This window comes from Gemmiger formicilis (assembly GCF_016901605.1).
Classification (GTDB): Bacteria; Bacillota; Clostridia; order Oscillospirales; family Ruminococcaceae; genus Gemmiger; species Gemmiger formicilis_B.
In genome coordinates this window covers 1-11,436 of sequence record NZ_JACJKP010000093.1, presented here as the reverse complement: position 1 = coordinate 11,436, position 11,436 = coordinate 1, and the positions used below count along the sequence as shown (strand labels likewise).

The following is an 11,436-nucleotide window of genomic DNA, read 5'->3' as shown; positions in this document are numbered from 1 at the left end:
GTGGCCTTTGTACGTCTTGGCAAAACTGCCGTACAGTTCGATCCGGGCGGCCACCGGCTCGTCCTGCAAAAGCTGCCGTGCAATGCGGCCGATCCGGGCGGCGCCTGCCGTGTGGCTGCTGGAAGGGCCGATCATCACCGGCCCGATAATATCAAATACATTCATAGGTGTTGTCTCCGTCCGTACACATCCCGGCAAAAAAGCCGGGTTACAAAAAATTGTAACACAGCCGGCGTACAAAAACAACCGGCCCGGGGCCTGCGGTTGGCCGGTGAGGAGAAAATATGCTATACTTATTTTGTAACATTAGCTTTGGATAGGAAAGGAAGGAAAGCGGATGGCAAATGCTGCATCCCGTACCCATGGCAGCCAGGTGGATTTTTCCACGGGAGATGTCCGGCGGGGCATTCTGGACGTGGCGGCCCCCATGCTGGTGGCCCAGGTCTTGAACCTTTTATATAATATTGTAGACCGTATTTATATCGGTAAAATCCCCGGCGAGGGGACGCTGGCGCTGGCGGGGTTGGGGTTGTGTTTTCCCATTGTTACATTGGTCACCGCCTTTGCCAATCTGTTCGGGGTGGGCGGCGCGCCTTTGTGTTCCATCGCCCGCGGCCAGAAGGACGAAAAAACCGCCGGCAAGATCATGGCCAACGCCTATTTTATGCTGCTGGTCTGCGGGATCGCTCTGACGGTGGTGGGGCTGGCCCTGCATAAACCCATCCTGTACCTGTTCGGCGCCAGCGATGAAACCTACCGCTATGCCGCCGACTATATGACCATCTACCTGCTGGGCACCGTGTTTGTCATGACCTCGCTGGGGCTGAACCCCTACATCAACAGTCAGGGGTTTGCCCGCATCGGAATGCTGACGGTGCTGCTGGGGGCGGCAGCGAACATCGTGCTGGACCCCATCCTCATCTATGCCTGCGGCCTGGGCGTGCGGGGCGCGGCCATTGCCACGGTCTTTTCCCAGGGGTTGTCGGCTTTGTGGGTGCTGCGGTTCCTCACCGGCCCCAAAACCGAACTGCGCCTGCAGTGGAATGGCTTCCGCCCCGACTGGGGCTGCATCCGGCGCATCGCGGCCCTGGGAACGTCCAGCTTTGTCATGTCCTTCACCGACAGTCTGGTCCAGGTGGCCTGCAACGCCACCCTGCGCACCTTTGGCGGGGACCTGTACATCAGCGTTATGACGGTCATCAACTCGGTGCGGCAGATCGCCCAGACCCCCGTCATGGCCCTTACGGACGGTGCTTCCCCGGTGATCAGCTACAACTACGGCGCCCGCAGCGTGCCCCGGGTGCGCAAGGCCATCCGGTTTATGACCCAGCTGGGCTTTGGGTATACCCTGCTTATCTGGGGGCTGATCTCGCTGTTCCCGGCGGCGTTTATCCAGATCTTCAACCATGACCCGGACCTGCTGGCGGTGGCGGTGCCGTCGCTGCACATCTACTTTTTCGGCTTTGTGATGATGGCCTTCCAGTTCAGCGGGCAGAGTGTTTTCAAATCACTGAACAAGGCCAAAATGGCCATCTTTTTCTCGCTGCTGCGCAAGGCGGTCATTGTGGTGCCGCTGACCCTGCTGCTGCCCCATGTGGCGGGACTGGGGGTCAACGGCGTGTTCCTGGCGGAACCTATCTCCAACTTTATCGGCGGCCTGGCCTGTTACATTACCATGCGCCGTACCGTCATGCCCGAACTGACCGCTATGGAAAAGCAAAATATGTGTTGAACACAGAAGGAAAAACGCCAAAGAAATTTGGCGTTTTTTGTGCGTTCTATAGGTTGACGAACTATGCCGATTGTGACATAATGAATTTGATTCTTACTTTTGTTGATTGAAGTGATGCGTACTCGTACTGGCTCCCTGTGTGGTGCGATGGGCAGGTAACAAAAGGGGAAGCTGAAGAAAAGGAGGAAGATGAATCGTGTTTTGTCCAAATTGCGGTACCAAAATTCCGGAGGACTGTTCGTTCTGCCCTAATTGCGGCACAAAGGTGGAACAGGCAGCTGTACCGGTACAAGCCGCTGCGGCTGCCAGTGAAGGTCAGGCTGCGAATCAGGCAGCACCGACTGTAACTTCTACAATGCCTGCCGGGGTGCCAACAGCGAAAAAGAGCCCTGTAAAATGGTTGCCTGTTGCAGCCGTTGTGCTGGTGATCGTGTTGCTGGCAGTGCTGATTCGGGTACTGTTCGGCCGTTCGTCCATTGAGGGGCAGTTTGTTTATGCGGGCAATGGCAACTACTATCTGCTGAAAGATCTGGACGGTACACCTATGGAATTCTCCAGCGCCCGGGATATGGAAAACTACTGGGGGCTGGTGAAGTTCAGCGAGGACGGTAAATATGTCTATTATTTCTCCAAAGTGGACGATGTAGACACGGTCGGTACACTTTGCCGTGCGCAGATCAGCAAGATCAAAAATCGGGATGACAACAGTGCCGCTTCGGAGATTGTGGATTCCAACGTTCGGACTTATAGTTATAGCGTTGTGAACAACACAGACGTAATCTATTGCGACGGAGAAGACAACCTGAAGTATTACCATAACGGGGAAACGGTACGTATTGCCAGAGAAGTACAAAACTTCTATCTGAGTGAGGATTCCACGCGCCTGGTATATCTTGCCAGTGCAGAGGATGATTCCACACAGCGGACTATGTATGGTGTGACATTGTCCAGCCCGGAAAACGTGGTTAAACTGGTTGACAATGTGGACTATGTGCAGGATGCGACCAATCTGGACCATGTTGTGTATACGGTATTGGATGATGATACCGGGGAGCAGTCTCTGTATGTGGTGGACTTTACCGGTAATGCTGAGAAGATTGCAGACCGTGTGACCTGGAGCTACTCCGAAGACGGCGAAGTTTATTACGCAGCTGCAAACGGTAGTAAGCTGAACCTGTACGACTATGTGAACGACCCGGACGCCGCACAGGATGCAAGCCTGACCGAGCCGGATGTGGATAATTATGAAATCCCCTACTACCGCTACTATCAACTGGATACGGATGACGATCCCAATGCGTATGCAGAGTTGTATACTTCCTGCACCAATGGTCTGGAGCGCTTTGGCTATGGTTGGGACAGCATGGAAGATGTGGTGGATGACGACTATTACACTACTGCCACCCGGGATGCTGTGCGTTCTTTCATTGAAAAGTACGGTGCGTCGGCGGATAAAAACGGCTACATTCTGGTCACGGATGAGATACGCAATGATCTGAAGGCAATCAACGGTACTCTTGAAGATGCCACCGACAGTGAATGGATCAGTCTGTGCTACCGCAAAGAGCAGTCCGGAACTACCACAGATTATGATAAATATCAGGAAGATCTGAATGCGTACAACGAGGCTCAAAACCGGATTTCTATGCGTGAAAGACTGCAGAGCCCCGATGAACAGCGTGATGTTCTGGCGCTTCATGTTTATAAAACTGCCGATAATACCAATACCCTGCTAATGGATAATTTGGCAGTTGTTTCCCAGATGGGAAATTCGCTGCTTGCTTACCGCCCCATTGATCAGATTGCCGACAAGATCGATCTGAAAGATGTTGCCAGCACTTACGATGTTGTGGATATGATCAATAGCATGGAGAGCGGTACCGTGCCCGTCTATAACTATAAGACGGCCCAGACTGCCTTTACCATGGATGCCGAAACCTATCAGGAGGCAGGCAGCCTGTATGTGATGGGCAGTAACGTGGTTATGATCAACGACGACAGTGAACTGCTGACGGCGCCCATCAGCAATGGCACAGTTGGCAGTTTCAGTCTAATGGCTGAGGACGTTCGTGTTGATGGCTACAATCAGGATAAGAATTGCCTGTACTACTATGCCAATGTCTACGAGAGCTCCGGCCATGAATACGGCGACTATTACTGCTATACTAACGGCGCCAGCACCCGCCTGGTACGTGACGCCCAAACTTACGGCGTTACCGTGTACGAAGATGGTACCATTTTGTCGGGTACTTACCAGAGCCAGACCGACAACTTTATGACGGTATATGAGATGGATATCATCAATGCCAAGGGAGAATCCACCTTCCTGTCTGACGGTTTGACCCAGATTTTCTATCTGGGCGACAATATGTTTGTTTATGTCGCAGAGGATGACCTGTTCCTGTATGACGGTAAGGAACGGGAACGCCTGCAGGAAGGCGTGGAATGTCTGTGGTACAATGGTGAATTGGAACCCGTTGTGAATTCCGAGTACTATTACTCCGAATACTAAGCTAGCTGCCGACAGCATAAGGGTTTCCATGCAGTCCTGCCCATTGAAAGTGCAGATGCAGTCAACAGCGAACCAAATAACGAATCATAAAAAAGCCCCCGCTCTCTTTAAAGAGAGCGGGGGCTTTTTTAGAAATAATCAGTTCTGCAACATATATTTGCTGATGAGTTTGTCCACGACAGGCAAAGAGATGGCACCCTGGTTCAGTGCCTTAAGGCCCAGTACCAGGAACATGATCTTCTGGATAATGTCAATGACGCCTATGACAGCATAGAAAAAAGCATCCGCCTGGCTGAAGGTGGAGATGGAACCGAAGGCGTGCCCAAAGTCGGCAATGGTATCCAGTACATTGGGAACCAGGTTGATGACCGTTGTCAGGAAAGAAAAACACATCATCAGGCATACTGCCTTCACAGCGCTGATCTTCAACCACTGGTTGGCCTCAAAAAGCAACACATAACCGGCCAGGAAAATGGCAAGCCAATAGCCGCTGAACAAACCGCTCAAATAGATGGCGGCGGCCAGCATACCGGCAGAAATCCCCAATCTTGTTTTCTGCATAGGAAAAAATCCTCCTTACTGCTTCAGTTGCTTATAGCAGTTATCACACACAAACGTAATGGTGCCCAACAAATTTTCGTAATGGTGGCTGGCTTTCTTGCCACACAGCATACAGGTTTTGCTGCAATCCTTACAGATATAAGCCTCCCTGCCGGAACTGGTTTGGTAGACTACCGAAGGGGAGTTTCCGCACCAATCGCAGGGTTCGTTTACCGTCTTGTTCCCAAAAATCAAAAAGACTGCAATGACAACAACCAAAGCAACACCAATCAAGGGAATCAACTTTTTCCGGGAAGCAGCGGACGCTGCTGCACCGGAAGGAGTAAATACCGGCCCGGAGGCTCTGGAACCAGCGGCAGCCGCAGGAAGATCTTCCCGCGGGGCGCCGCACTGGGGGCAAAATTTGCCGTCATCTAAGGGAGCACCGCATTTTCCGCAAAAAGCCATAAGTATACCCCTCTTGAACAGTCAGTTACAGCTTGGCACCACAGTTGGTGCAAAAGCTCAGGCTTTCATCCACGGCAGCACCACACTGGGGGCATACCTTACCGTCAACTGCCGGAGCGGGTTGTTCCGGAATCGGCGGCATTTCAAGAGTTGGGGCAGGAGTAGCTTCCGGCGTGGGAGCCGCTTCTTGTGCGGGAGCCGGGGCGGTAGTGGGATATGTCATGGGGCTGCCGCAAGCCGTGCAGAAGCGTACACCCTTTTTTACCATGGAACCGCAGTTGTTGCACTTGATCAGATCCTCGGCAACAGCAGGTTTCTCATGGGGAACAGGCGCGCCGCATGCACTGCAGAAGGCCACACCCAGCTGGATCTCCGCGCCGCATTTGGGGCAACGCTGAACCCCGCGAATATCCAGGATCTGCTGTTTGTAAGTTTCGATCTTCTGGTTGGACTCAACAATACTGCTCACAAAACCGGCAAAATCCGGTTCGGGATCGTTGCCGTGTACGGCCAGGTACAGTTTACCGATCTGGTAATACGTGTTGTTGATTTTGGTTTCTTCCTCCGAGATCATGGAATTGTACTTGGCCACGTCCGAGAGGTCCTTGGCCTTCTGCACGGCCTTGGCAGTTGTCTCCGAGGCTTTCTGCCCCAAGTTGTCCCAAAATGCCACTTTGAAATCCTCCTTGTTTAGCGTCTTTTGCATGGGGATGTATAAATACATCAATCTCTGTGTTGTATTATACTATACTGTATAAAAAAAATCCAGCGATTGCGCTGTTTTTTGTGGGAATGAATAGGGGGCCGCTTTTTCGGGCGGTGCCGCGCGGCTTGACGTGGCCGGAAACTCCGCCTTATAATGAATCTGATTCACGATGGATAAAGGAGACTGCGAGATGCAGCAAACACAGCAAACCGGACTGACCGTTCGCCAGCCCGCTGCGCAGGACCTGCCCGCCCTGGCTGAAATTTACCGCAAGGCCCGGGGCATTATGGCAGCCAACGGCAACCCTACCCAGTGGGGGACCACCCACCCGGCGCTGGAACTGCTCCGGCAGGATATTGCCCAGGGCATTCTTTGGGTGGTCTGTGCAGGGCAGCGCCCCTGCGGCGCCTTTGCCCTGGTCCCGGGGAAGGACCCCACCTACGCCGTCATTGAGGACGGTGCCTGGCGCAGCGATGCCCCCTATGCCACTATCCACCGCCTGGGCAGCGACGGCAGCAGCCGGGGCGTGTTCCGGGCGGCGGTGGATTTTGCGGCGGCCCGGTACCCCCACCTGCGCATTGACACCCACGCCGACAATACCATTATGCAGAGATTGATTCCCCGGGCGGGATTCGTCTACTGCGGCATCATCTATGTGGAGGACGGCACCCCGCGGCTGGCTTACGAACGGCTGCCGGACTGACCGCCCGGAAAGGGAGTACCCCCTATGCTGCAAACACTCATCACCCCGGCGGGGGAGCACCTGCCGGAGATCCCCTGGCCGGTGTATCCCCGGCCGCAGTTCCGGCGGGAACGCTGGCTCAACCTCAACGGCTGGTGGGACTTCGCCGTGGCGGAGGGGGAAACACCGCCCGCCGTATTTCCCCGGGAAATCCGGGTTCCCTTCTGCCCCGAGAGTGCTCTCTCCGGTATCGGCACCCATTTTGCCGAAGGGACCGGTCTGTGGTACCGCCGCACCGTCACCCTGCCGGATGATTTTGCGCAGCACCGGCTGGTGCTGCACATCGGTGCCGCCGACCAGATGCTGGACGCCTGGGTGAACGGTGTGCCGGTGGGGGCCCACACCGGCGGGTACGAGGCCATGGCCTTTGATGTGACCGATGCCTGGCACCCGGGTGCCAACGAACTGTTGCTGCGGGTGCGGGACGATCTGCGCAGCCCGGTGCTGCCCTACGGCAAACAGGTGCAGCAGCGAGGCGGCATGTGGTACACGCCGGTGTCGGGCGTCTGGCAGACGGTCTGGCTGGAACCGCTGCCGTGTCACCCCGTTCCGGGGCTGACCATCCGGGCGGACGATACCCGGGCGGTGCTGGATACCGGTGATGATACCCAGCAGGGTACTGTGACGGTGCAGACCCCCGAAGGCCCCCTGACCGTGCCGCTGACGGAGGGGCGGGCGGTGGTGCAGCCTGGGGCGCCCCGGCTCTGGAGCCCCGACGACCCGTACTTATACGAATTTTCCATCGATACCCCCACCGACCATGTGGAAAGTTACTTTGCCCTGCGCACCCTTTCCATCGGGCAGGCAGGCGGCCACAGCCGGCTGTGCCTGAACGGCAGGCCGATGTTTTTCCACGGTGTGCTGGATCAGGGGTATTACAGCGACGGTCTGTTCACCCCGGCCTCGCCCGAAGGGTATGAGCAGGACATCCGCACCATGAAGGAACTGGGCTTCAACACCCTGCGCAAGCACATCAAGGTGGAACCGGAGTATTACTATTACCTGTGCGACCGGCTGGGCATGGTGGTGTTCCAGGATATGGTCAACAACGGCGACTACGCCTACTGGCGGGATACCGTCTGGCCCACCCTGTGGGTGCAGCGCCTGCCGGACAAGAGAATGCACCGGGACCCCGCCGCCCGTGCCGCCTTCCTGGCGGGCATGGCAGCCACCGTCCGGCAGCTGCGCAATCACCCCAGCCTGTGCTACTGGACCATCTTCAACGAAGGTTGGGGCCAGTTCGACGCCACGGCGGTCTACGAAAAGCTGCGGGCGCTGGACGATACCCGGTTTATCGATTCTACCTCCGGCTGGTTCCGGGGCGGCAGGACCGATGTGGACAGCCGCCATATCTATTACGGACCCTGGCGGCTGCGGGCAGGCAAAAAGCCGCTGGTACTCAGCGAGTTCGGCGGCTGCTGCCTTTCGGTGGAAGGCCACCGCTTCAACCCCGACAAAAGCTATGGGTACAGCACCAGCGAAAACCCCGAAGCCCTGCAGCAGGCCATTACCCGGCTGTATGAACAAAAGGTGCTGCCCGCCGTACAGCGGGGGCTGTGCGCCGCCATCTACACCCAACTGTCCGACGTGGAGGATGAGATCAACGGTCTTGTCACCTACGACCGGCGGGTGACCAAACCCGGCCCCGCCGCCATGCAGGCCCTGGCCCGGCGCCTGCAGGAGGCTTTTGCCGCGTCCTGTACCGGAAAGGAGACTGCTGCCCATGCCTGCCCACAGTGAACACCTGCGCTACCTGCGCCTGCTGGCCCGGCGCTACCCCACGGTGGCGGCCGCCGCCAGCGAGATCATCCGCATCGAAGCGGTGCTGCGGCTGCCCAAGGGCACCGAACATTTTATGAGCGACCTGCACGGGGAGCACGAAGCCTTTGTGCATATCCTCAACAGTGCATCGGGCGTTATACACGAAAAGATCGATTTTGTGCTGGGGGAAGAAGTGCCGGCGGCGGAACGGGCCGAACTGGCCACCCTGATCTACTATCCCACCCAGAAACTGCCGGAACTGAAAGCCCGCCAGACCGACCTGCCCGGCTGGTACCGCACCACCCTGCTGCGGCTCATCGAACTGTGCCGGTTTGTGTCCAGTAAGCACACCCGCGCCCATGTGCGCGCCGGTCTGCCCGAGAGTTGTGCCTATATTCTGGACGAACTGCTCCACGCCCATTTTGAGGACCACGACAAGGACCTTTACTACGGCCAGATCATCGACAGCATTGTGCGCCATGACCGGGCGGATGCCTACATCACCCGGCTGTGTGAGGTCATCAAATGGCTGGCGGTGGACCGGCTGCATATTGTGGGGGACCTGTTTGACCGCGGCCCCCGGCCAGACCGGATACTGGACAGCCTGATGGCTCACCATCAGGTGGATATCCAGTGGGGCAACCACGATGTGGTCTGGATGGGGGCGGCAGCGGGCAGCCCGCTGTGCATCCTGACGGTGCTCAAGACCACCCTGGCCTACAACAACATCGATACGCTGGAAGGCGGCTACGGCATCAGCCTTCGCCGTTTGGAACGGTTTGCCCAGCGAGCCTACGGAACGTCCGATGTGACCCGCTGGCTGCCCCATACCGATGCCCGCAACGCCACGGCAGGCGACCTGACCGCCACTGCCCGGATGCACAAGGCGGTCACCGTGCTGATGCTGAAACTGGAATCCCAGGTCATCGGGCGCAATCCGGATTTCCACATGGAAAACCGGGACTGGCTGCACCGCATCGACTGGGAAAAGGGGACCGTGCGCTGCGGCGACCGGGTGTATGAGCTGCTGGACCGGGATTTCCCCACCGTCAGCCCGGAGGACCCGGCCGCCCTGACCGCCGAGGAACAGCGGGTGGTGGACGGGCTGGTGCAGGCTTTTGCCGAAAGCGAACGCCTGCAGCGCCATGTACAGTTTTTGTATGCCCACGGTGCTTTGTATAAAATCTGCAACGGCAATCTGCTCTACCACGGGGCGGTGCCCATGACGGAAACGGGCGATTTCGCCGTGCATACCTACGAGGGCCACCCCTGGAGCGGCAAGGCGCTTTTTGATTACTGTGACCGGCGGGCCCGGCAGGGGTACTTTGCCCCGGCGGGCAGTGCGGCCCGCCAGGCGGGGCAGGACTTTTTGTGGTACTTGTGGTGCGGCGCGCAGTCGCCGCTGTTCGGCCGCAGCGCCATGACCACTTTTGAGCGGCTTTATATTGCCGACCCCGCCACCCACGCGGAAGTCAAGGACCCCTACTACCGCCTGATCGACAAACCTGAAACCGCCGACCGGATTCTGGCGGCCTTTGGCCTGCACGGCGAGGGCTGCCACATCGTCAACGGCCATGTGCCGGTGCGCGCCATCGAGGGGGAAAGCCCCGTCAAGGGCGGCGGGCGGCTGATCATCATTGACGGCGGGTTCTGCCGTGCCTACCACCAGAAAACCGGCATTGCCGGGTATACGCTGGTCTACAATTCCCGGGGGCTGATCCTGCGCACCCATCAGCCCTTTGAAAGTGTGGAAAAGGCCATCCATGAGGATGAGGACATTGCCAGCAAGAGCGAGTATATTTATGTGGCGCCCCGGCGCATCCAGGTGCGGGATACCGACGAGGGCGTGCGCAAGCGGGAACTGGTCCGCGACCTGGAAGCCCTGGTCCGCGCCTATGAAGCGGGCCTGATCCCCCAGAGGCTGACGGTGTAAGCCGCCGCTGCCTTATATAAACAAAACCGGAAAAGAGGAAAAGGATGAACCGCACGACCGATGAATTGATGGATGCCCTGCTCTCCAAACAGGATGTGCAGGCGTATCTGGAAGAAAACGCAGGCGAGATGCTGTCCGGCACGCTGGCCCAGCAGCTGGCTATGCTGCTGCAGCGCCACGGGCTCAAAAAGGGCGCGGTCATCGAGGCTGCGCAGATCGAACGAAGCTACGGGTATCAGTTGTTCTCGGGCCGGCGGGACACCCCCTCCCGGGATGTGCTGCTTTCGCTGGCGCTGGCCATGCGGCTTTCGGTGGACGAAACCCAGACTTTGCTGCGGGTATCGGGGCTGGCCATGCTCTACCCCCGGGTGCGGCGGGACAGCGTCATTCTTCATGAACTGGCCCAGGGGGATTCGGTCATGGCCTGCAATGCCCGGCTGGAAGCCTGCGGCGAACCGGTGCTGGGGGACTGACCATGGAAGAAGAACTGCAATTTCTGGATACCCTCAATGACCGGGAGACCCTCTATCTCATCCGGCAAAAAAGTACCGGCCGCATCCTGACCGGGCGCCGGGTGGCGGCCCCCCAGCGGGATGTGTATGAAGCCCTGCGGCAGCAGCCCCCGGCCCATGTACCCATTGTCCGGGAAATCCGGCCGGAGGCGGATGGCCGGTTCCTGGTTTTGCAGGACTATGTGCCCGGTGTTACGCTGGAAACGCTGCTGCAGCGCCGGGGTACCCTGCCCTGGGAGCAGGCTGCGCAGATCGGCCTGCAGCTTTGTACGGCATTGAGCGGACTGCACAGCCAGGGGATCATTCACCGGGATGTAAAACCCGCCAATGTGCTGGTCACCGGGGAAGGGCAGGCCTGGCTCATCGACTTTGATATTGCCCGTACCCACAAACAGACCACCGCCCGGGATACCATGCTGCTGGGCACGCCGGGGTATGCGGCGCCGGAACAGTTCGGGTTCCGCCAGACCGATGCCCGGGCCGATCTGTACAGCCTGGGGGTACTGCTGAACCAGCTGGTCACCGGCAGC

11 protein-coding genes are annotated in these 11,436 nt (G+C 57.8%); 7 read left to right on the top strand and 4 right to left on the bottom strand.

The genetic code is table 11. The features are described from left to right. Positions 1–165: serine dehydratase beta chain (locus tag H6B10_RS08585; RefSeq protein ID WP_275951064.1), on the bottom strand; the 165-nt coding region annotated here is incomplete at its 3' end. Positions 166–337: 172 nt separating this feature from the next. On the opposite strand from H6B10_RS08585, the gene H6B10_RS08580 reads away from it, so the two are divergent. Together H6B10_RS08580 and H6B10_RS08575 are read left to right on the top strand one after the other, a co-directional pair. Beyond that, a complete protein-coding gene (locus H6B10_RS08580; RefSeq protein ID WP_204651215.1) occupies positions 338–1,732 on the top strand; it encodes an MATE family efflux transporter in 1,395 nt (464 codons plus the stop codon). 196 nt (positions 1,733–1,928) lie between these two features. Next, complete coding sequence (locus H6B10_RS08575) at positions 1,929–4,244, top strand: zinc ribbon domain-containing protein (RefSeq protein WP_204651214.1); 2,316 nt, start codon at positions 1,929–1,931, stop codon at positions 4,242–4,244. A 138-nt stretch (positions 4,245–4,382) separates the two neighbouring features. On the opposite strand, the gene H6B10_RS08570 is transcribed toward H6B10_RS08575, so the two are convergent. Genes H6B10_RS08570 through H6B10_RS08560 form a run of 3 tightly spaced genes read right to left on the bottom strand, consistent with a single transcriptional unit; the run spans position 4,383 to position 5,925 of the window. Then, the gene (locus H6B10_RS08570) at positions 4,383–4,805 is read right to left on the bottom strand and encodes a hypothetical protein (protein ID WP_204651213.1); all 423 of its coding nucleotides are present in this window, start codon (positions 4,803–4,805) and stop codon (positions 4,383–4,385) included. Between the two features lie 15 nt (positions 4,806–4,820). Then, complete coding sequence (locus H6B10_RS08565; RefSeq protein WP_204651212.1) at positions 4,821–5,252, bottom strand: hypothetical protein; 432 nt, start codon at positions 5,250–5,252, stop codon at positions 4,821–4,823. Positions 5,253–5,277: 25 nt separating this feature from the next. Next, positions 5,278–5,925 carry a zinc ribbon domain-containing protein gene (locus H6B10_RS08560; protein WP_204651211.1) on the bottom strand — a complete coding sequence of 216 codons (648 nt, stop codon included), beginning with the start codon at positions 5,923–5,925 and terminating at the stop codon, positions 5,278–5,280. Positions 5,926–6,148: 223 nt separating this feature from the next. Here H6B10_RS08560 and H6B10_RS08555 point away from each other — a divergent pair, with 223 nt between their 5' ends. The 5 genes from H6B10_RS08555 to H6B10_RS08535 form a co-directional block, all read left to right on the top strand. Further along, positions 6,149–6,661: a GNAT family N-acetyltransferase gene (locus H6B10_RS08555; protein WP_204651210.1), complete on the top strand. Its 513-nt coding sequence runs from the start codon at positions 6,149–6,151 to the stop codon at positions 6,659–6,661. A gap of 24 nt (positions 6,662–6,685) precedes the next feature. Next, the gene (locus H6B10_RS08550; RefSeq protein WP_204651209.1) at positions 6,686–8,440 is read left to right on the top strand and encodes a glycoside hydrolase family 2 protein; all 1,755 of its coding nucleotides are present in this window, start codon (positions 6,686–6,688) and stop codon (positions 8,438–8,440) included. After that, on the top strand, positions 8,424–10,394 hold the full coding sequence (locus H6B10_RS08545) for a fructose-1,6-bisphosphatase (protein ID WP_204651208.1): 1,971 nt from the start codon (positions 8,424–8,426) through the stop codon (positions 10,392–10,394). The genes H6B10_RS08550 and H6B10_RS08545 overlap by 17 nt, the downstream gene beginning before the upstream one ends. 44 nt (positions 10,395–10,438) lie before the next feature. Next, a complete protein-coding gene (locus H6B10_RS08540; protein WP_204651207.1) occupies positions 10,439–10,867 on the top strand; it encodes a helix-turn-helix domain-containing protein in 429 nt (142 codons plus the stop codon). A 2-nt stretch (positions 10,868–10,869) separates the two neighbouring features. Beyond that, positions 10,870–11,436 (top strand): serine/threonine-protein kinase (locus H6B10_RS08535; protein WP_204651206.1); only part of this gene is annotated, 567 nt, incomplete at its 3' end.

Excerpts from the sequence above, each read along its gene's own strand:
- H6B10_RS08580 (WP_204651215.1), top strand. The coding sequence starts at position 338 with ATGGCAAATGCTGCATCCCGTACCCATGGCAGCCAGGTGGATTTTTCC.
- H6B10_RS08570 (WP_204651213.1), bottom strand. The coding sequence starts at position 4,805 with ATGCAGAAAACAAGATTGGGGATTTCTGCCGGTATGCTGGCCGCCGCC.
- H6B10_RS08565 (WP_204651212.1), bottom strand. The coding sequence starts at position 5,252 with ATGGCTTTTTGCGGAAAATGCGGTGCTCCCTTAGATGACGGCAAATTT.
- H6B10_RS08555 (WP_204651210.1), top strand. The coding sequence starts at position 6,149 with ATGCAGCAAACACAGCAAACCGGACTGACCGTTCGCCAGCCCGCTGCG.
- H6B10_RS08550 (WP_204651209.1), top strand. The coding sequence starts at position 6,686 with ATGCTGCAAACACTCATCACCCCGGCGGGGGAGCACCTGCCGGAGATC.
- H6B10_RS08545 (WP_204651208.1), top strand. The coding sequence starts at position 8,424 with ATGCCTGCCCACAGTGAACACCTGCGCTACCTGCGCCTGCTGGCCCGG.
- H6B10_RS08540 (WP_204651207.1), top strand. The coding sequence starts at position 10,439 with ATGAACCGCACGACCGATGAATTGATGGATGCCCTGCTCTCCAAACAG.